The organism is Nitrosomonas limosa, assembly GCF_054188085.1.
In genome coordinates, this window is sequence record NZ_CM135180.1 from 1,105,543 (window position 1) to 1,126,646 (window position 21,104).

The 21,104-nt window shown below is 48.3% G+C and carries 20 protein-coding genes; 8 read left to right on the top strand and 12 right to left on the bottom strand.

What is annotated here, in order from left to right; translation table 11 throughout:
- Positions 1-68 precede the first annotated feature (68 nt).
- Together ACV7NC_RS04925 and ACV7NC_RS04930 are read right to left on the bottom strand one after the other, a co-directional pair.
- The gene (locus ACV7NC_RS04925; protein ID WP_458154369.1) at positions 69-1,352 is read right to left on the bottom strand and encodes a DUF2130 domain-containing protein; all 1,284 of its coding nucleotides are present in this window, start codon (positions 1,350-1,352) and stop codon (positions 69-71) included.
- A 178-nt stretch (positions 1,353-1,530) separates the two neighbouring features.
- Positions 1,531-5,031 (bottom strand): SNF2-related protein, encoded by a 3,501-nt coding sequence (locus ACV7NC_RS04930; protein ID WP_458154370.1) that lies wholly within the window; start codon positions 5,029-5,031, stop codon positions 1,531-1,533.
- Between the two features lie 289 nt (positions 5,032-5,320).
- On the opposite strand from ACV7NC_RS04930, the gene ACV7NC_RS04935 reads away from it, so the two are divergent.
- The gene (locus ACV7NC_RS04935; protein ID WP_458154371.1) at positions 5,321-6,286 is read left to right on the top strand and encodes a methyltransferase domain-containing protein; all 966 of its coding nucleotides are present in this window, start codon (positions 5,321-5,323) and stop codon (positions 6,284-6,286) included.
- Positions 6,287-6,481: 195 nt separating this feature from the next.
- On the opposite strand, the gene ACV7NC_RS04940 is transcribed toward ACV7NC_RS04935, so the two are convergent.
- The 4 genes from ACV7NC_RS04940 to ACV7NC_RS04955 form a co-directional block, all read right to left on the bottom strand.
- On the bottom strand, positions 6,482-7,102 hold the full coding sequence (locus ACV7NC_RS04940) for a PEP-CTERM sorting domain-containing protein (protein WP_458154372.1): 621 nt from the start codon (positions 7,100-7,102) through the stop codon (positions 6,482-6,484).
- A gap of 628 nt (positions 7,103-7,730) precedes the next feature.
- Positions 7,731-8,123, bottom strand: a complete 393-nt coding sequence (locus ACV7NC_RS04945) for a hypothetical protein (protein WP_458154374.1) — start codon at positions 8,121-8,123, stop codon at positions 7,731-7,733.
- A 172-nt stretch (positions 8,124-8,295) separates the two neighbouring features.
- Positions 8,296-9,072: a hypothetical protein gene (locus tag ACV7NC_RS04950; protein WP_458154375.1), complete on the bottom strand. Its 777-nt coding sequence runs from the start codon at positions 9,070-9,072 to the stop codon at positions 8,296-8,298.
- Positions 9,073-9,278: 206 nt separating this feature from the next.
- Entirely contained in the window at positions 9,279-10,520 is a 1,242-nt protein-coding gene (locus ACV7NC_RS04955; RefSeq protein WP_458154376.1) for a vanadium-dependent haloperoxidase, read from the bottom strand.
- A gap of 236 nt (positions 10,521-10,756) precedes the next feature.
- On the opposite strand from ACV7NC_RS04955, the gene ACV7NC_RS04960 reads away from it, so the two are divergent.
- A complete protein-coding gene (locus ACV7NC_RS04960) occupies positions 10,757-11,026 on the top strand; it encodes a SemiSWEET family sugar transporter (RefSeq protein WP_458154377.1) in 270 nt (89 codons plus the stop codon).
- Between the two features lie 19 nt (positions 11,027-11,045).
- Here the strand turns inward: ACV7NC_RS04960 and ACV7NC_RS04965 are convergent, their stop codons facing one another.
- Together ACV7NC_RS04965 and ACV7NC_RS04970 are read right to left on the bottom strand one after the other, a co-directional pair.
- Positions 11,046-11,348, bottom strand: a complete 303-nt coding sequence (locus ACV7NC_RS04965; protein ID WP_458154378.1) for an RnfH family protein — start codon at positions 11,346-11,348, stop codon at positions 11,046-11,048.
- A complete protein-coding gene (locus tag ACV7NC_RS04970; protein ID WP_458154379.1) occupies positions 11,335-11,772 on the bottom strand; it encodes a type II toxin-antitoxin system RatA family toxin in 438 nt (145 codons plus the stop codon). Before ACV7NC_RS04970 ends, ACV7NC_RS04965 begins: the two co-directional genes overlap by 14 nt.
- A gap of 89 nt (positions 11,773-11,861) precedes the next feature.
- Here ACV7NC_RS04970 and smpB point away from each other — a divergent pair, with 89 nt between their 5' ends.
- Together smpB and ACV7NC_RS04980 are read left to right on the top strand one after the other, a co-directional pair.
- Complete coding sequence (gene smpB / locus ACV7NC_RS04975) at positions 11,862-12,305, top strand: SsrA-binding protein SmpB (protein ID WP_458154380.1); 444 nt, start codon at positions 11,862-11,864, stop codon at positions 12,303-12,305.
- A 52-nt stretch (positions 12,306-12,357) separates the two neighbouring features.
- Positions 12,358-13,377, top strand: coding sequence for a COX15/CtaA family protein (locus ACV7NC_RS04980; RefSeq protein ID WP_458154381.1), 1,020 nt, complete (start codon positions 12,358-12,360; stop codon positions 13,375-13,377).
- 64 nt (positions 13,378-13,441) lie between these two features.
- On the opposite strand, the gene ACV7NC_RS04985 is transcribed toward ACV7NC_RS04980, so the two are convergent.
- The 4 genes from ACV7NC_RS04985 to ispB form a co-directional block, all read right to left on the bottom strand.
- A complete protein-coding gene (locus ACV7NC_RS04985) occupies positions 13,442-14,872 on the bottom strand; it encodes a sigma-54-dependent transcriptional regulator (RefSeq protein ID WP_458154382.1) in 1,431 nt (476 codons plus the stop codon).
- Positions 14,863-16,482: a sensor histidine kinase gene (locus ACV7NC_RS04990; protein ID WP_458154384.1), complete on the bottom strand. Its 1,620-nt coding sequence runs from the start codon at positions 16,480-16,482 to the stop codon at positions 14,863-14,865. The genes ACV7NC_RS04985 and ACV7NC_RS04990 overlap by 10 nt, the downstream gene beginning before the upstream one ends.
- Before the next feature lie 54 nt (positions 16,483-16,536).
- Entirely contained in the window at positions 16,537-16,764 is a 228-nt protein-coding gene (locus tag ACV7NC_RS04995; RefSeq protein ID WP_458154385.1) for a PP0621 family protein, read from the bottom strand.
- 357 nt (positions 16,765-17,121) lie between these two features.
- On the bottom strand, positions 17,122-18,090 hold the full coding sequence (gene ispB / locus ACV7NC_RS05000) for an octaprenyl diphosphate synthase (protein ID WP_458154386.1): 969 nt from the start codon (positions 18,088-18,090) through the stop codon (positions 17,122-17,124).
- Between the two features lie 143 nt (positions 18,091-18,233).
- Here ispB and rplU point away from each other — a divergent pair, with 143 nt between their 5' ends.
- The 4 genes from rplU (at position 18,234) to proB (ending at position 21,090) form a co-directional block, all read left to right on the top strand.
- The gene (gene rplU / locus ACV7NC_RS05005) at positions 18,234-18,545 is read left to right on the top strand and encodes a 50S ribosomal protein L21 (RefSeq protein ID WP_458154387.1); all 312 of its coding nucleotides are present in this window, start codon (positions 18,234-18,236) and stop codon (positions 18,543-18,545) included.
- An 11-nt stretch (positions 18,546-18,556) separates the two neighbouring features.
- Complete coding sequence (gene rpmA / locus ACV7NC_RS05010; protein ID WP_458154388.1) at positions 18,557-18,814, top strand: 50S ribosomal protein L27; 258 nt, start codon at positions 18,557-18,559, stop codon at positions 18,812-18,814.
- A 99-nt stretch (positions 18,815-18,913) separates the two neighbouring features.
- A complete protein-coding gene (gene cgtA / locus ACV7NC_RS05015) occupies positions 18,914-19,987 on the top strand; it encodes an Obg family GTPase CgtA (RefSeq protein WP_458154389.1) in 1,074 nt (357 codons plus the stop codon).
- Complete coding sequence (gene proB, locus ACV7NC_RS05020) at positions 19,981-21,090, top strand: glutamate 5-kinase (protein ID WP_458154390.1); 1,110 nt, start codon at positions 19,981-19,983, stop codon at positions 21,088-21,090. Before cgtA ends, proB begins: the two co-directional genes overlap by 7 nt.
- Positions 21,091-21,104: the final 14 nt, after the last annotated feature.

Here is a 21,104-nt window from a genome sequence, read left to right on the forward strand (position 1 = left end):
CGCACCGTCGGATGCAGAAGCAAAAGTTTGGCTGAATGCGTTGAAGTTGATTCCATGATCAGTCCGGTTTATGGCTGCTCATTCTTGTCTTCCAGTAGGGATAACTCCAAGCCCTCAATTTCCTGTAGCGATTTTCCGGCAATGCCTTGTAAATCGCCGTACATGCCGACCGTTGCACTCATTACACGCTCAATTTGTTCCTCGCGCTTGGCCCATTGTTTCATGATCGCTTTGCGTTCTTTATCGAGGTCTTCCTGCATGGTGGAGAACGCTTCGACTATTGCTTCGACGCGCTGACGGAAGCGCGGCCCGGTGAGGTATTGGTAGACCATTTCGGTTTTGCTTTGTTGACCTTCGGAGGATTGCCGCGCCAGTGCAATCTCCAGCAACGATTGCCGCAGAATCATCGCGACCGGTAACGCGGCGCGCGGGTGAGTGACCCAGACACCTTCGATCAATTCAAAGGTTTCCACGCCTTTCGGCAAGGTATGGCTGACAATGACCGCCACTTCCGCTTTGGCGGCACGTTGATCGTCGCGCAGTTTCACCAGCCAGGCATCGCTCCAGTTTTTGGTGCGTTTGAATTCCCATAACAAGGTACCGCCAATTTGACCGCCCGATCCGATTACGCGATGCAATACATCGCCGCCGAATTCGCCTTTCGGCACCGGTTCGATGGCATCAAACGGAAATTTCAGTCGCAGCAGGTTCTCCAGTTCGAGCTCCTGCACTTCCCCTTGCAGTTGCTGCGAACCTTGCTCGGCGCGGCGTTTCAGGTCTTCGATCTGTTTCTGCATCGCAGCGATGGTTTGCTCCTTTTCCAGCACTTTCAGTTTCTGCTCGTCTTCGGCTTCCTTTCTGGCCAATTGCCGCGCTTCCGTCAATCCGTCCTGCACCCGCTTGGCGACCGTCAGTTCCAATTCGCGCTTGGCATCGTCGAGTTCGCGCTGTTTCTTGATCAATTCGGCTTGCGCCTGCTGCGCTTGCGCCAGTTTCTCGTCACGGGATTTGAGGACTTCGTGCAACTCGGCCAGTTCCCGCGCCTTGTTTTCCAACTCGGCGGCGCTGGCCTGCTTCGCTTTACGCGATTCTTCCGCGATTACCCGCACGCGCTCCGCTTTCATCAGCTCGGATACTTGCAGAGCCACTTGATCGTCGAGCTTGCGCTTTTCCTCCGCCAACAACTTTTCCTTGTCGCGCATTGCTTGTTCGCGTTGTTGAATTTCACTGTCTTTCTGCGCTAGGCGCTGCTCGAATTGCTTGCGGGTCGACTCGATCAAAGGCGCCGCCAGCGATTCAGTCAGCTTGATTTCGGTTTTGCAATTCGGACAAGTAATCGTCGGCTCTGTCATAACACTGTTTCTCCAGTTGATAGCATGAGATTGCGCGATGCATTAATAAGGCGGCTTTGAAAACCCCGCATTTGTCATTCAGAACGTGGCGAAAAGACTTTGACAATCAACATTATGAATTTCCCGCTGTGCTCGAAATGACGATCATTCAGAGGCTTTTCAAATATTGAAGTAAAGTTTACCTTAAACTAAAGATATCTTTCAGTTCGCTATTGCTCAGATTCCCGATCCATTTTTCCCCGGTACCCACAGTCATATCAGCCAGATTCCGTTTGGATTGAATCATGTCATTGATGCGTTCCTCGAAGGTGGCGCGGGTAATCAGGCGATGCACTTGTACGTTATGCTGCTGGCCGATACGGTAGGCCCGATCAGTCGCTTGCGCTTCAACCGCCGGATTCCACCACAAATCAAAGTGGATCACATTTGCGGCGGCTGTCAGATTGAGACCGGTGCCCCCTGCTTTGAGCGACAACAAAAATATGCGTTCGGTGCGGTCGTTCTGAAAACGATCCACCATGTCATCGCGTATTTTTCGTGCAACACCGCCGTGCAGAAATTGCGGCTCCCGTCCGAATCGTTCTTTGATCCAACCCGACAGCAATTCCCCCGCTTCGCGGAATTGCGTAAATACCAGCACCTTCTCATGCGCGGCCAGCAAAGGTTCAAGCAGATCAAGAAACAATCCGGCTTTGCCCGATAAGTTAGCGCTGGAGTCTCCTTTTTTGAGGTATTGCGCCGGATGATTACAGATTTGCTTCAAGGCCATGATCATTTGCAGCACCAATCCTTGGCGTTTCAATGTATCGGATTCACCGTTGATCACCTGCAGCGCTTCACGCACGATGGATTCATACAATGCCGCTTGTTTTTCTGTCAGTTCGCAATATTGATTCTGCTCAATCTTATCGGGCAAATCGTTGATAATGCTTTTATCCGACTTAAGCCGCCGCAGCAAGAACGGACTGGTGATGCGCTTAAAACGATTCGCCGCGTACTGATCATGGTGGCTTTGTATCGGTACTGCAAACTCCTTGGTAAAACCGGTGAGATTCCCCAGAAAACCGCGATTGGCAAAATCCATGATGCTCCAATATTCGGATAACCGGTTTTCAACCGGCGTTCCGGTCAAGGCAACGAAACTTGCCGCCGGGATCGCCTTGACCGCTTTAGTTTGATCAGCAGCCGGGTTTTTGATGTTCTGCGCTTCATCGGCGACGACGATATGCCAGGATAATTTCTTGAGCTTGGACAGGTCAGATCGCGCCACGCCGTAGGTCGTCAGCAACAGATCAGGTCGTTCTATTTCCAGCACACGCTCCGCACCATGAAAAACACTCACCTTCAGCGTTGGCGCAAAGCGTGCAATCTCTTTTACCCAGTTGGTCAGCAAGCTGGTTGGCACGATCACGAGCGCTTTCGCCTCTTCCAGCCTTCCTTCCTCTTTGAGTCTCAGCAAAGTGACAATCACCTGGAGTGTCTTACCCAGACCCATGTCGTCGGCAATCACACTGCCAAATCCAATACGGATATTGCGGTACAACCAGGCATAGCCGCGTTCCTGGTATGGCCGCAAAGTTGCATTCAGTCCTACCGGCAGTGGCACATTATTAACTTCGATGAATTCACGAATAATGGCTTGCGCTCGCGCATCCAGCGTTACCGGCGTGCCCAGATACTCCCCGGTCAAAGCAATACGCAGCAGTTCTGCCTGCGTAGTGTGCGGTGGTTTTTCCAGTTGCAGGCGCAACCGCTCAATTTCGGCAGGATCCAGATAAACATATTCGCCTCTGAAACGTATGATCCCGTGAGCGGTTTTGACCAACTCCTCGAACTCCTTTTGCGTGAGCTGGTTATGCCCAACCGCCACCGTCCAGTCGAAACCAAAAATATCATTCGCATTGAGGTAACCGGAACTCCCGACATTCTTGCCGGATAATTTCATCGACAAACGTGGCCGCAGCACGCGGTCCAGCGCTTTGGGCAGCAACGCGCGTATCCCAAGCAACCGGATCACCGGCAGCACATCAAACAAAAATGCCGGAAGTGCTTCAGGACTCAGCGCTATCGGCGTTGCTGCACCGGCACTGATATAACTGTTAAAGTCCGGGAAGAATTCCGCCAATAATGCCACCGTTTTCAGCACGCTATAGCGGCTTTCCTGCCATGCCGCATCGGTCAACAGTTTCGCAAATGAGACCGGTTCTTGCAGCAGGTCATTACGTGCCGACACGCCCAGTGATAGGTTGAATCCGGTACTTTCTTCCTCTAACTGCAATACCGGCACATAGGTTTGATGGCCTATATGAAAGCGCGCCAACCATAATTGCAACCCGCTGCCCGCTTCGCCTTCTCCGGGGTCGTCAAACCGCGCGTAGCCGTGGCCGAAAAACAGATCGATCAGTTTGTTACCTTGCGGCTTTTCAGCACCGGCCTCACTCCAACGGCGTATAAACTCGCTCAAAAATAAACTGCATAGCGCTACGGCTTGGACTTCTCCCGAAAGGTTAACCACTTGCTTGTCACCGTGGAAAGTCAGCAATCCCGATGGCAGACGCGCTGCCAGCTGGCCAATCAAAGTATTCACCGTTTCATCCAGCATCGCCGGTAACCACCGTAACCCCACACCCAATTGATCCGCATTGAATACCTGTGGCAAGACCGCGCCCTTTGCCAGCAAATGCAAGCTGGCCATACGCACATGAAAAATTGCCGCCACTTCTGGCTGGAGATCCGGCAAATCAGCTTCGGCAATCCATTGCAGATCGGACATCCAATCAGACCAGCTCAATGATGCGGCGGATCCGGCAAGGGTCGGGTGATAGCCAGTATCGAGAGTTAAGTGCGGTTTATCCGCAGCGGTGATTACGGATTGCGCCTTAGCGGTTTCTACAACGGCGCTGAGTGCAAACCGTGCCTGCTTGATCACCCGCTTCATCACTTTCTCATAGGTGGCACGAAAATCACCCTGTGGAAAGAAAGCAGGTTCCGCAGGTAATACGTTCACCAAAGAGGTGGTAAGATCGGGCAAAGTGGAGTAATCCAACCTGCTATAGTCCGCAGCATCAGCGGCATCCGGTACCATCATTACATGTTGATGCGATTGATTCAGCAAATCCTCTACCGCCGGCAGCGCTGCCTTGGCTTCGCTTTCAATCGAAATATGGCGGGCTTTCAGTTCCTGGATGAGATCGACCCCCTTCAACGAAAACACCATAAAAGGGTTGCCGTCAATTTCCCGGCTGATCAGATAAATCACTGCAGCCAAGTGCTTGCAAGGCACGGCCCAATCCGGACAAGAACAGTACATGGAAAGATCCGACCAACGCGCCGGGAAGATATCGATTTTCAGCAATCTGGCGCGCTCCAGAACAATAGGATCCAGCTCGCGATTGAGCATTTTCGAGATGACCACTGGATCGCTTGCCAGCGCATCGAGTAAAACCCCGGCCTGTGGCTTTGGCATGGCTGGAACTTCGATTCTCACGGTATACGGCTGCGAGCGGGAACCTTTGACTTTTGCTTGTATATTTCCCAGCTGAGCCTCAATTTTCGTTACCGAACCTTTATTGGCATAACTGCGCCCTCGCGGTAACCTATTGTCATAGTCGATTTGCGACAAGGAATTGAGCCATTGCTCTCCCCACCAAGTTTGTCCGTAATTTTTATGTACCGGCATGCTGCAAAGAATTGAAAAGAATGAATTAGCACTGCATCAGGATCAGCGATTCGTTGAGTTTGATTTCGCACTTACAGTCCGGGCAAGTAATCGTCGGTTCTGTCATTACAATTTTTCCCTTTTAATGCGGCAACATTTGCCGGTCTTGCCGGCAATGCGTCTCTAAAAACCCGTCTTAGAAGCGTCAAGTCCCGTCACTATTCGCTTGCCGCCGGCTGGCATGATCATTGCTGTCAACTTTGAAAGCAATTCATTATAAACCGGCAGTATTCAACCTTCAGGAGTCCCTATGAAAAATAAATATGAAAGTTTGGAACTCGGTCAATTCATACCGCTGCACTATCATCACAACATGTTAAATGATACCGTGCGCATGCAAGGATTTAAGGATGCGATTGATTTAGTGGTCAAACCCGGCGCCAAAGTGCTGGAACTCGGTGGCGGCACCGGCGTGCAATCATTTTTTGCCGCGCAAAAAGCGCAAAAAGTGTATTGTGTCGAGCGCAACCCGGAATTGATTAGCGCCGCGCGCACTCTGCTGGCGCAAAATCACAATGGCGACAAAGTCGAAATTATCCAGGCCGACGCCATGCATTACCTGCCGCCGGAACCGGTCGATGTGGTAATTTGTGAGATGCTGCATACCGGCCTGTTACGTGAAAAGCAGATGCCTGTCATCGATTCCTTTAAAAAACGATACTGGGAAAAGTTTGGCGGCCCGCTACCCATCTTTGTACCAGAAGCCAGTATCCAGGCGATTCAACCGATAGAACATAACTTTAATTTCGCAGGTTTTTACGCGCCAACGATTCAATTCCAAGACCCCTACTTTATACAGGAACGAAGCAAAGGCTTGGGTAACCCCGAAGTATTTCAATTACTGGCTTACGCCGAGCCTTATAGCCAAACCTGCGAATGCAAAGAAGAAATCCTTATTACCGAAGATGGTCAGTTTAATGCTTTGCGGCTGATCACCAAAAATTTACTGGCCATCAATGTGACAACGTGCAGCACCATCGACTGGCACACGCAATACATCGTTTTCCCGTTATCAAAACCAATCAAGGTTTCCAAAGGCGATCATGTTTCAATTCGCTTCAGTTACCAAGGTGGCGCACCCCTGAATGCATTCTCTGACTCACTGCAGGTCCGTCTAATCAGCAAGCAAACACCGGTCTTGGAACTGGCGCTGGAAGCGTTGAGTCAATCAACGAAATCCCCGTCAGAACTGACAGAAAATGCCGGGATAATGTAAACACCGGCAAGCTAACAATAATTACCCGCCATCATAAGGCGGGTAATTAGCTAACCGACCGAGACTGTGGCCTGTAACGATAACTAGACAATTATCGCTGGAAATAAGATGGAATACGGTGAAGCAATGTCATGTTTCGGGTTTAAATGAAAATTCCGCCAGATGACGGGATTGCCAGGATAGTGTTGAAGCCGGTCAGCAGCTACGTTGCTTTTGGTAACGCACCATAGAAGCCAGCAGGATTAAACCAACCAGCAGCATCGCATAGGTTTGCGGTTCCGGAATGGCGGCAATCGGCGTGTTAAACGCGGCGCCACCAAAAATCGCAACATCGCCTTTCGTTGAATTGGGATTGTGTTCTCCAAGCTGAACGATTTTCAAGGTATGCGCCATGAAATCCAATCCAGTGACCGCCAATAACCTATTGCCACTGCGATACATGTCAAAAGTGCCGACATCGACACCATCGACAAAGAATTGGGCAAAGCCGTCATTATGATCACCCGCCATCACAAAGCCAACCGCATTGCTGATGACGGAAAACGTTGTGGTTGCCTGGCTGGTTCCCGGGATACCGGCCGCCGAATCGTCAAACAGCCACAATTCCCGTATTCCGCGTCCACCGGTCGGGCCATCGCCGGTAACCACCCAGTCGATACCGCCTTTTCCGGCGTTTTTATATTCCAGAACCGGATTGCCTTGAATGCTTAACGGGTTACCGTTTTTCTCGGTAGTTACCAAGGGCAGCCATTCTATCGAGAACGCCAATGCGTTCGGACTAATCAAAAATAATACAATTACCAGTAGTCGTGCCATTTTATGCTCCCGTTACAAGTTGTTTCGCCAAACCGATTATGCTATTGAAAGAAATTATATTAATTAGAGATATATGTATTCTAGGCCCGCTCACCGGTTACTACCATAGTCAATCATTCCTGCTTTAGAACTAGGACAATTGTGATCGTTTATCAAAACGATAGCTGAGATTATTCACGGGATGGTTTAGTTCAATCGTCAGAATAAGGAGGGATTTCTGCCTTATTTCCGATGATCAATCGAATTTCTAGCCGAGTTGGGCGTTGCAATGAATTCACGGTTTCTATATAAATTGACAACGCAGTGGTATGAATCCTACAAAATTGAATTGCCCCGTCTGACCGGAACCTTCTGCTTCGTAATATGCCCAAATAATTCAATGAAGCGTCGTTGAACCTTTGACTCATAAACTTTTATTTTCTATTGATCAATGAAAATCGTTCTGGAATTAATTATCTTCATCGTTGTTCTAAATATCTTTTTCAAATTATTCATTTGGATTCTTAACGATATCATTAAAGGCGGTATCTAGCGCTGGCGCCAATAGTACAACCCAGAATCCGAACCCGATCGGATTGCCGTCCACCGGACCAGCGGTTAAGCAACACTTGTTAGAGACGGTTCATCGTTACTTACGCCTTTCCAGTGTTTCGATCATAGCTGCAATCAGGCTGCCCGCAAGCGCACCGGTAAAAGCACAAGCAAAACCAACCGGTAGTACGACAGCAATTTCAAAAGGCCACAAATTGTGCGAGCTGGGATCCGTGAAACCGTCCCAGACAACGCGTGCAAACACTGCCGCCGGTACCGATGCCGTGATCACTTTAATGACTTGCCAAAAGGTCGCTGTTGTTTGCAATCGCAACATCATCGCAACACCGCCTACAACTATCAAGCCAAAAACCGGCAAGGCTTCAGGCAAGTTGACGGTATTGTATGGAATTCGCCAGTAAGGAATACCGACGGTAAAAAAACTCATAAAAAATGCGATGATCAAATGTTTTTTTGTGGCGCTATCCATGACGGCTTCCATAGTAAATAATCGATTCAAGCTCTACGGATAGTTACAAGTGCGACTTGATCGCAATTCATATCGGAGTGGATAGCAATCTGCTACTACGTTCGCCGTACAGTTGAAGGACCGCGAACGTAGTTCATTTATCCTAAACTTGGGTTATTTCATTGATAAATTCCTAATCCGACAGCTCCACCTTGCGGCAATCCAAAGCAACGCCGGTAATGATTCTGCGGCCACCGTTTCCTTCTCGGTGATTCAGGCGCATCCCGGTTGCAACCGTTTGATCGGGACAATAGGCGGCTTCTTCCCAATCACTGTCTGGGCCGTTGTTGCTGCCCTGGCAATTTGTACGTTCATAGTGAACGGATAAAGACGAGGAGCTGGAATTACAAGACAGTGTTTGATAATTCGGTTGATCGGTATCGCACAACCGGTACTCAATTCCCGATGATTTGAATACCTGTGAGCAAGGTGCAGGCGAAACGTAAACTTTCTCCTCACCGAGCAAACAAGCGCCATAACGCCCAATGAGCTGAATACCTTTCATTTTGTCTTGCTCGCTGTTCATACAAATCCGAACGCCGGTAACAAATCCGCCCGATGGCATCGCCAAAGTGCGGAGGCTATCGTCGGTGCCTTCATTATTGTTATTGTCATCGCATTCTGCAAAGCGCACATTCGCGCCATCACCCCCATTTGCGATATTACGGTATCTTGCTCGCAAGAAACACGGATCATCGGAGCGCTCAGCAATATCTACACCGATTAGCGCTTCATTCGATGTCGATGATGGCGCGAGTGTCCTTTTTTCCGCGGCTTTCTTCCCGGAATAATCGGTGGTTGAAGTCGATCCGGTGATTTGTGTTGAAGTAGTAGCGGCGACCGATAAGGTACTTATTCCACAGGACAATCCTAGAATGGAAATCAAGAATAATTGCAGTAAGGTTTTCATGTGCTGACTCCTATTTAACAATGTTAACAAACATGATGCCAAGCATTCTGCAACCCATTGAATCAGATTGCAGTTTCTCTTGGAACCAGTGTTCTGTCAGAGTAAACTACTGTCAAAGACGAGTCAGTGAGAAAAATCACAAGAAAACAATTTTGATTATCATGAAAAATGTTAGCTGCCACCGGCACGCCTACCGGTTAGCGGAATTATTTTTGATCCAACCGGTACTTCCCGATTGCAAGCTTAGCGACCTGCTTGCCCATGTCAGCGCCCACTTCACCCGAATTTCGGTAATGCACACCGTCATAAATTCGTGCATTGATTACTTCTTGCATAAATGCATGAACGCTGGTCCAGCTCCGGGATACGTCACCTGCCGCTTTACTCACTGTGGTTAAAATCGGTGCAGCGCCATCTCCAATTTCCGCTTGCAACACGGTGCCGACGGTTGCCGACACGATGCAATGTGCGCATGGATACTCCGGATGCATTGGTGTATTGATGAATGGCCGCCATGATGGATCTCGTTCGGTAGCATCGTTACCGTCGATATCTCCGTTGCGGATTGCGGTCAATGGGCGCCAGAAACCATATTGATATTTTGCGTCAAAAACAGCGATGAGCGCATCATCGGATGCTTGCGTCACCGCAGCAAACAAACGAGCATTTTGCGTAATTTCCCTGCCTGGCTGCGTGGCCACTGAACGCACAATACCGTGATAAATCGGCGGCATCACCTCTTCCCAGAACCGGGCGATTTCAGTTTGTTCCGCTGTTCGTACCTGGCTATCGTAGCGCCCGAGCGCTTTTACTTCGTTAAAATCACGCACCCATCGTTCGCTATTCAATGGCGGTGGCGGCGCCGGTCTAAACTGCGCGGCACTGGTCATCAACCAAGGTTTGCGCGTGACCCATTGCGGCGCTTCCGGAATAACCGTCGGGATATACACGCCGGCATTGGTAACCGGCCGGTAAGTTTCCTGATCGAATGCGCCGTCATTCGCGCGCATTGTCAAAATCTGCTGCGCCGCTTGTTCGCCTACCGCAATACCGGCTTTCCTGGCTTCCTCGTTACCGACGGCAGCGATTGCCGCTTGATAAGCTATATCAATTGCAGCTTTTTGATTGGGAATCAGTTGCATTAACGCAACCTGGTTAGCAGCCGCAATCGCCGCTTCTACGGATGCATTTGGTGCAGGGTCGAGCTTCAGATCGCTCACCGGATAGCGTTGAGTAATTGCATTGACCGCTTCATAAACCGCTGCATGCACGATTGCCAAAGCGCGTTCGGCTGGTAACGGACCAATTCCTGCTGCCACGACGATATCACCCGCCTGCTTGTTCCAATCAGTGACGGCATCGGCTTTAACCGCCACAGTATGTGCAACCAGAAAAACAAACAATGGAAGCACTAGCTTATCGATTGCCAAGAAATTTTTTATCGCCATACTTTTCCTCACGAATAATGATTTATTGTTCCTAGCAGGCCGCACCTCGCGGGTAGCTTGTCAATAAACACACTTATAGCCATTGATTAAAATCAACACAACATCATAAAAACACAATTCATAGCGAACGAGGTTATGTTTCTGGGACAGCATCTCCCAGCAATTATCTTATACTTAATTGCGGCTATAGATGTTTACGCGCAATTCTAAAGTCACTCACATGAGGAAATCCATGAATGGAAAGTCATGAAATCATCGGATTCATAGCGGGATTCGGCACCACCTTTGCTGCCGCCCCGGATTTATATGCGATGCTGAAACGCAAGAGCGCTGCTGGCATGAACCCGACCATGGCCGGCATGATGGGTACGTTTCAGATTGTCTGGGTTTACTACGGTATTCTGATTGATTCAATGCCGGTAGTAGTTTGGAATATCATCGCTGTGGCGATCAATTCCCTGATGGTTGCTGCGTTTTTTTATTTTTCCCGTACCGCAGAAGGATGAAAACTTATCCGATCAATCCCTATCGCCGATTGTTTCCTGATTTAACGCGCTTTCTTCTCGCCTCTTTGGGATCAATTATGAGGGACCGATAAATTTCAATCCGGTCATGGGGCTGCAAAATATCATCAAGTTGCACGAATTTGCCAAAAATTCCAATTCTGGTGCGAGCCAAATCGATTTCAGGATAATCGTTCAATAATCCTGAACTTAATAACGCTTGCCCGACAGTGCATCCTTCCGTTACGTTTAATTGCTTTAACACTTGGTTTTGAGGTAACGCATAAGCCACCTCTACTTGAAAAATGTTCTCAGCGCTTGCCATAAATAGTTTCGGCTCTTTCAATGAAAGACTCGACGAAACTGTTTGCGATCATATGAAATACCGGCCCTACCAGTTTTTCAAGAATTTTGTGCGAGAAGGTGTAATGCAGCCGGAATTTTATCTTGCAAGCATGCTCTGACAGGGCAATGAATTGCCAGTAGCCATCCAAGTGTTCAAACGGTCCATCCAGCAGGCTCATTTCGATTAAATCCGGCGGGAAGCGTTTGTTGATCGTCGTGAAGCTGTGTTGGATATGATGGTAGTTGATTTTAACTGTTGCATGCGTCGTAATTTCATCTTGCGGATCAACCGAAGTGCCTCCGCACCATGGAAGAAAATTTGGGTATTCCTCAACATTATCGACTAACGCAAACATCTGACTTGCCGAATATTCGACCAAAACCGATTTTTCTATTTCTGCCATAAAGGTAATTCACCCCACATCAATGGAGTAATGCTGAAAAACTGATAAAATACACGAAAATTAGTGATTCCCACCTATTTCATTCCTGCATGAGTATAGTACAAAATAAAAAAGCCTTTCACGATTATTTTATCGAAGAAAAATATGAAACGGGCATTATGCTGGAAGGTTGGGAAGTCAAAGCCATTCGTGATGGCCGCATTCAGTTAAAAGAAGCATATGTTATCATTCGCAATGGCGAAATTTTCCTTATCGGTTGTCATATCAGTCCGCTCAAAACCGCTTCGACGCACATCAATCCCGATCCCGTAAGAACGCGCAAATTGTTATTGCACGCCGAGGAAATCAAGCGATTGATCGGTAAAGTGGAACGCGCCGGTTATACGCTGATTCCTATCGACATGCATTATAAATCTGGCAGAATTAAAGTCGAAATTGGCTTGGCAAAAGGAAAAAAACAATATGACAAACGTGAATCAGAAAAACAAAAAGAATGGGAACGCACCAAGCAACGGCTGATGCGCGCGAAATAACATTATAAAATAACCCCTTGTATTGATTTATCATTAATATTTACAAACAACTATGCAGAAACCTATTGCAATCTGGCTATTAATTTGTTGTGCCCTGGTATTTGCCATGATAGTCGTCGGAGGCGTCACGCGCTTGACCGATTCCGGCCTTTCAATTGTGGAATGGCAACCGATCGTCGGTACCATGCCGCCTATCACTCAACAAGATTGGGACGTGTTATTGGAAAAATACCGCGCAACGCCGCAGTATCAACAAGTCAATAAAGGCATGAGTGTCGACGAATTCAAGAGTATTTTCTGGTGGGAATATTTTCATCGGCTACTCGGACGATTGATCGGTTTGGTATTTTTTATTCCGTTTGTCTATTTCCTGATAAAAAAACAAATCGACCGTCCCCTCGGAATCAAGCTGACGGGGATATTCGTGCTGGGTGGTTTACAAGGTTTTATGGGGTGGTACATGGTCATGAGCGGCTTGGTCAATGATCCTCATGTCAGCCAGTACCGGCTCACCGCACATTTGGGATTGGCATTTATTATTTTTGCTGCGATGTTCTGGGTAGCCATGGGGCTGCTGTCACCTCAGCCTGTCTCGCAACAAGCCGATGAAAAAATTCAAGGGTTAAGAAAGTTCTCTTTCGGTCTTAGCCTATTAATTTTTATCATGATTTTATCCGGTGGATTTGTCGCCGGCATTCGTGCCGGCATGGCTTACAATACCTTTCCGTTGATGAACGGGCATCTGATTCCACCCGATCTGTTCATTCTCGAACCGTGGTACCGGAATTTCTTCGATAACATTACCACCGTGCAATTTGATCATCGTTTGATCGCATGGACATTGGCTTTTCTGGTCCCGCTGTTCTGGTTCAAGTCGCGCAAGGTGGAGTTACCGGGCACAACCCGGCTTGCCTGCAACCTCTTTTTACTGATGCTGATCATACAAATTAGTTTAGGAATCGCGACACTTCTCCATGTAGTGCCGATTCCGCTGGCTGCTTCGCATCAAGGTGGCGCAGTATTGCTATTTGCGGCATCGCTTTGGGTTAACCACCGCTTGCGATCGCATTAGAACCACTTGAACTGAATCCCGAAAATAGCCCAATCGCTTTTTCGGGTTATCGTTGCTGACAGGTTTATGTGTTTTCGTTAAGCCCCAGCCGCTCCATCCGGTAGCGTAACGATCTCACGGTTATCCCAAGTGTTTTTGCTGCTTTAGTCCGGTTATAGCGGCTAAGACTTAATGCCTTGATAATGGAATCTTTTTCAAGTTGATCGAGATAATCCTGTAGCGGCAGTCCGGAATCGGGATCGGGCAAAACAAAATTAATGTTCTCCGGAATTGATGGTTTCGCTTCTTTTGTTGTTGCGGGTAACTGCAGTTCCGCCTCGCCGATTTGCACTTCTCCGGACAGCGCAAGCGTTCGTTCCAGAATATTTTCCAATTCGCGCACATTTCCAGGATAGTCATAATTTACCAGCTTGGCTAATGCGCCTTTGGTAAAACTGCTGACAGGCCGCGCGGCATCGCGGCATAATTTTTCCAGTACCGCCGTAGCTATCAATGGAATATCCTCGCGCATCTCACGCAACGCCGGCATGTTCAGCTCTATGACATTCAGCCGGTAATACAAATCCTGACGAAATTGCCCGGTTTCCACGCATTGATTGAGTCTTTTATGGGTTGCACTAATGATACGCACGTCCACGTTTTTTTCTTGCGATTCGCCGATTCTTCGTACCTGTTTCTCCTGGATGACCCTTAGTAACTTGACTTGCATGGCCAGAGGCAAATCCGCTACTTCATCAAGAAACAAGGTTCCGCCATTGGCCGCCAGAAAAAATCCGTCGTGATCTTTTTCAGCGCCGGTGAAAGCGCCTTTTTTGTAACCGAAAAACTCGCTTTCCATCAGATTTTCAGGAATAGCACCACAATTAACCGCAACAAGCGGTTGTTGATGGCGTGCGCTTCTTTCATGAATCATCCGCGCCGCCAATTCCTTACCGCTGCCGGATTCACCGCTGATATAGACGGCGGCTTGACTGCGGGAAAGTTTATCGATAGTGGCGCGAAGCTGACGCATCGGTTGCGATTCGCCCAGCAATACGCGCCGGTTCGATTGCGATGAAGCCGCCGGTACGGCGTGCGCCGCCATTGGCGGTAAATTGAGCGCGGATTTAACCAGATCGCGCAATTGCTTCAGTGAAACCGGCTTCGCCAAGTAATCAAAGGCACCCGCTTTGAGCGCCGCAACTGCGTTTTCTGCCGTGCCGTGAGCGGTAATGACAGCTACCGGGAGGTCCGCACAAAATTGCGCGATGAATTTAACCAAATCAAGCCCCTCTCCATCGGCAAGCCGCATGTCGGTCAGGCATAACTGAAATCGCTTGGATTGCAACAACTGTTTCGCTTCACCCAGCGATCTTGCGCTCACCACATTCATCCCCATGCGCGCCAACGTCAATTCCAGCAGTTCAATAATATCGGGTTCGTCATCGACGATCAGAATATTGGGGGAAGGATTTTTTCGCGATGAAACAGCATCGCGTCCACTAACTATTGACATAATTCTTTCATTTTGCAAATGATTCTAAAGAGCCCCGAAGCCGATCCCTCGACATAATCTAAGGATGCCTGGTTGTCTTCACATAACTCGCGCGCAATAAACAAGCCCAAACCAGTGCCGCCGGATGCCGTAGTAAAAAAGGGCTCAAAGAGTTGCTTGGTTTGCTGCGGATCGACCCCCGCCCCGTCATCAATGATATCGATGCAAAGATCGCTCCCATTGATAGCTTTCTCCAAGTGAATGCGAACACTTCCAGCTTGTTGACGGCAGTGACGCCAAGCATTCCGGCATAAATTCCACAATACCCGGTTGAAGTGATCCCGATCAAAACAAATGCGTAGATCCTTAGAATCACTCAAAACAACAAATACACCTTTATCTATCTTTTCAGTATCGCAAAATCCTTCGAGAAATTTCCGGATATAATCCTGAGCATCAAACACCTCCGGTTTTGCCACATTGCTCCGGTTCAATTGCAGCACATCATTTACAATCTTGTTTAATCGTTGGGTATTCTCACAAATGATACGCACCAGCCGAGGATCCAAATTCGCTTCAAGCTGCTCCTCCTCGAGTAATTCAGCCGCGTGATTGATCGCTGACAATGGATTGCGGATTTCATGCGCGATATTGACCGTTAAACGACCTAACGCAGCCAGTTTGAGTTGCTGTAGCTGCGCCTGCACACGCCCCATATCTTCAAGGAAGATAACAACACCGTTGCGTAAATCCGATTGAATCGGGACAAAACGCGTACGCACCAGCGCGTTGCTATGGGCTAACCGCAACAAATCGAACTGAATATTGCTGTTGCCTTGCCAGCTCGCCAACCGATCGGCTATTTCCGGTACCGAATCCGATAACTTAAGCCGTTCCGTGTCACCAGACAGCGGTGTAATATCCAGCAATTTTTCAGCATAACCATTGCGCTGCCGGATAAAGCCATTGTTATCGATGACCAAAATCCCTTCTTGCAAGTCTTGTATCACCAACTGATTGACTTGCGCCATATTGGCCAGATCGATACCACGCTCTTGCGCCAATCGTTCACTGGCGATTGTGTGTTTTGCCAGCCGGAAGGCCAGCCAGGCAACCGCGAAATAAGCCATGCTCATAAGCCCGGCCTGCGAGTATTGCGCCTGATAGGATTGAATTGTCAGCAAGGAAAAGGTTTCGAGCAACAGCAGACTAATAGTCGCAACAGCGGCAAAAAATAGCGCCAAACGACCCCGGCTGATCAACCCCGCCCCTGCCAACGTTACCAAGAGCACTACTCCCAAGCCGCTTTGCAAGCCGCCACTGGCATAGAGCATTAAAGAGAAAAAAACAATATCGCTGAATACTTGAAGGGCCAATTGCCAGTCAAAAGCAGGCATCCGCCACTTGATCAACAGCATGGAGATACCGCTGCTAATAAAATGGCCATAGCAGGCATACAAAAACAGCGTGTACTGATGCGTTCCGAAGTCGATAAAACCTGCTTTCAATGTGACTATAAGCAGACTGACTCCAATTAACAGACGGTAAATATTAAAATAAATCAATGAACGCCAGTACGCATTCGAACGCGCGTTGCCGGCATCGCTGAAGGGCTCAGCAGATTGGTTCAACAGCGGTAGCTGAGTAGAAGTTGTTGAATTAGCAAGAGTTGACACTATAAAAAATTAAGATAATGGCTTTATGTGATTATCGCGATGTTCTTGACAACAAAAGAATTGGTTCTGACAGCTAATCGCTTCCTTTTTCGGCAAATAAACACCGCAATGATTGCAAACGACAGTATCTTCTGCGGTATCCATAAAAGATTCGCTATTCTTTTGTTTTGGCCGACGATGATTAATCAACCAATAAATCAGCAACGCGATGAATAAGTAAAAAATTATTTTTCCCATTGTATTTATGCAGCTTATAGAATGACATAGACACTATGATTTCCATTATGGCTCGAATTTTCAAGCCTTAATTGAAGCTATCGATGGATGGTTTTTGCCATTGCTATACAAACTTAGCTTAGCAATTTTTTATGTTGGCAAATGCTGGATTAATCGTAGTTTTTGTGCTTATCATTAGCAATTCAAAATAACAAGCAAGCCAAATTTACGTAACTTCAGGAAGATATTCGAAAAAGATCAGCTAAAAGATAACAATTCTCTTATAACCATCAGAAATACAGCTAAAATTCTGTAATTCCTTAAGCAGGAATTTCTGAAATGGCTGGATTGGATTCCGATTGAGAACAACCAGTTACTTCAATAATTACGCGTGACAGAAAAATGTGCCAATTGCAGCAAACATTCTTTGTTTTTCGATTCCGGTAAAGCAGCAATTGCCGCAGTTGCCGTTGCGACTTCAGCTTGCGCGCATTGCCTGGCGTAATCCAGAGCCGCTGTTTCACGAATGACGTTTAAAACCGGTTGAAACCCATCCTTACCGCCATCTTCAATTGCTTTACGGATGATGCCGGCTTGTTCCGGATTCCCGACTCGCATCGCATAAATGAGTGGTAACGTAGGTTTCCCTTCCGCCAGATCGTCACCCAGATTTTTACCGATGTCGTGATTATTTCCAGTGTAATCAAGCATGTCATCGATCAGTTGGAATGCAGTACCTAAGTGCATTCCATAAATTGACATTGCATTTTCCTCCGCTGGCGATGCATTTCCCAAAATCGCGCCCAACCGGCTGGCTGCCTCGAATAGCTTGGCGGTTTTATAGCGAATCACTTGCAGGTAATTTTCTTCGGTCACCTGCGGATCCCCGCAATTCAGCAGTTGCAATACTTCGCCTTCGGCAATGGTATTGGTCGCGTCGGCCAACACTTGCATCACGCGCATATTGTCGACTTCCACCATCATCTGAAACGCCCGGGAGTAGAGAAAATCACCGACCAGCACACTGGCGGCGTTGCCAAACAGCGCGTTCGCGGTTTCTCTATTTCGACGCAACTCGGACTCGTCGACCACGTCATCATGCAATAACGTTGCGGTATGAATGAACTCAACGATAGCCGCGAGATTATAATGAAATTTTCCTGAATAGCCGAAAGCACCGGCTGCTAGAATTACCAACGCCGGACGTAATCGTTTACCTCCACTATTGATAATATATTCACTGACTTGGCGAATCAATGCAACATGAGAATGCAACTTTTCCCGGATGACATCATCGACGATCTCCATATCCCGGGCGATATAACTTCTTATATTTTCGATTGACACAATTTTACCTTCAAGAAAACGCTATGTTAGGAATGACGATACCCGCATGTCAAGCACAATGATCGTAATACAAAATTTCCTCCACAATCAAAGGCTATTTATGTATAATTCGCCGTTCTCAAAAGGAAGCATGGAGTCAAAATATGTATGCGGTCATAAAAACCGGTGGTAAGCAATATCGGATACAAGTCGGTGAAAAACTGAAAGTGGAGCAGCTGGATGTAGAAAACGGCAGCGCGTTGGTGATTGATCAAGTGTTGATGGTTGCGGATGGCGACAAAGTTTCGGTGGGAACACCGCTTGTCAGTGGCGCGAAAGTCAGTGCAACGGTGCTTGGCCAGGGACGCCATGACAAAATCCGCATCTTCAAAATGCGTCGCCGCAAACACTACCAGAAACACCAAGGTCACCGGCAGAATTACACTGAAATACAAATTACCGGTATTTCGGCTTAAGGAGTTGATAGATGGCACATAAGAAAGCAGGCGGAAGTTCCAGAAACGGACGCGATTCACACTCAAAGCGGCTTGGGGTTAAAAGCTACGGCGGTGAACTGATCCCAGCAGGATCGATCATTATTCGTCAACGGGGCACAAGAATTCATCCCGGTGAAAATGTCGGCATGGGTAAAGACCATACGTTATTTGCAAAAGTGACAGGAAAAGTCAATTTCAGTATTAAAGGCCCTTTTAATCGTAAAGTAGCCAGTGTTATTCCAGTATAACAACGATATTATCTTTTTCCTTAAAAAAGCCCTGTCTACCTACGATGGGGCTTTTTTGTTTACGGTGCGCCCCATTAGCCTAAATCGTGATATCAAATTATGAAGTTTATTGATGAAGCGATCATCCAGGTGTATGCCGGTAAAGGTGGCGATGGTGTCGCAAGTTTCCGGCGGGAAAAGTACATCCCCAGAGGCGGGCCGAATGGCGGTGACGGCGGGCGCGGTGGCAGTATTTATGCTATTGCGGATCGTAACGTCAATACGCTGATCGATTATCGCTTTGCGCGCATGCACCGCGCCAAAAATGGCCAGAACGGTCAGGGTTCCGACCGTTACGGCAAAAGCGCAGAAGATATTGTATTGCGCATGCCTGTTGGCACCCTGATTAAGGACTTTAACAGCGGCGAAACAATTGCAGATTTAGTGCATGATCAACAGCAAGTGCTGCTGGCCAAGGGCGGCGCCGGAGGTTTAGGCAATTTGCACTTTAAATCCAGCACCAACCGGGCCCCCCGCCAGTTCACCTTTGGTGAACCGGGACAAGAACTCGAATTGAAACTAGAGCTAAAAATACTCGCGGATGTCGGTTTGCTGGGTATGCCGAATGCCGGCAAATCCACTTTAATCCGCGCCGTATCTGCGGCGCGGCCTAAAGTCGCCGATTATCCGTTCACCACGCTACATCCCAATCTGGGTGTGGTTCGCGTCGATCATAATCGCAGCTTTGTCATGGCAGATATCCCCGGATTGATCGAAGGCGCTGCCGAAGGAGTCGGGCTCGGACATCGCTTCCTCAAGCATTTAACCCGCACCCGGTTGTTATTGCATGTTGTCGATATGTCGCCGCTGAATGCCGATACCGATTTAGTTCATGAAGCACGTGCGCTGGTTGAAGAATTGAAAAAATACGATCAGTCTCTGTATCAAAAACCGCGCTGGCTGGTATTGAATAAAACCGATATGATACCGGCTGACCAGCGCGACCGGATCTGCTTGGAATTCATCCAAAAAATGGAATGGCAGAATAAATACTTCATCATTTCAGCGCTAACCGGCGAAGGTTGCCAACAACTTACCTACGCCATCATGGGCTATCTGGAGCATCATTTGCTACCGCAACCAGAGCCGCAAAACCCCAAGAATTCTGATAATGAATTATTGAACTCATGCTGAAGCAAGCACGCCGTGTCATCATCAAAGTAGGCAGCAGCCTGGTCACCAATCAAGGTAAAGGACTCGACCATTCCGCTTTAGCAGGCTGGGCAGCGCAAATTGCTGCCCTCAAACAAGCTGGCAAGGACATCATCCTCGTCTCCTCCGGTGCTATCGCCGAGGGCATGCAGCGATTAAATTGGGACACCCGTCCAACCGCTTTATACGAACTGCAGGCCGCAGCGGCTGTCGGTCAGATGGGATTGGCGCAAGCCTACGCATCAAGTTTCTCGCAATATGGTTTACAAACCGCGCAAGTGCTGTTGACCCACGAGGATCTATCGAATCGCAAACGCTATCTGAATGCACGCTCGACGCTGACAACGTTGCTCAAACTCGACATTATCCCGATCATCAATGAAAACGATACCGTCGCCACCGACGAGATCCGATTCGGCGATAACGACACACTCGCGGCGCTAGTCACCAATCTGGTCGAGGCCGATGTGCTGGTGATCCTGACCGATCAAGCCGGTTTATATACGAGCGATCCGCGTAAAGATCCAACGGCAACATTATTAAATGAAGTACACGCCGGTGATCCGGCGCTGGAAAAAATGGCCGGCGGTGTCGGCAGTAGTATCAGCCGCGGCGGCATGCAAACCAAAGTCATTGCAGCCAAGCGCGCAGCGCGTAGTGGCGCGAACACGATTGTCGCTTCCGGTCATGAACAGAACGTGCTGGTCCGTCTAAGCCAAGATGAGATCATCGGTACTCGTTTCATCGCCAAATTGCCGGTTCTGGCCGCACGCAAACAATGGCTCGCCGATTATTTGCAAGTACGAGGTTATGTCACGCTCGACCATGGCGCGGTTAAGGCATTGACGGGGGACGGTAAAAGCTTGTTGCCTATTGGCGTGATCGCTGTCGAAGGCGAGTTCGAGCGCGGTGAGACGGTTTCCTGCCTCGACCCGGACGGACGCGAAATCGCACGCGGATTGATTAACTACAGCGCGGTGGAAACGCAAAAAATCCTGAAACAACCCAGCAGTGAAATTGAAACAATTCTGGGCTATGTGGATGAACCGGAACTCATTCACAGGAACAATCTGGTTTTACTCTAGCATGTCATTGGGTA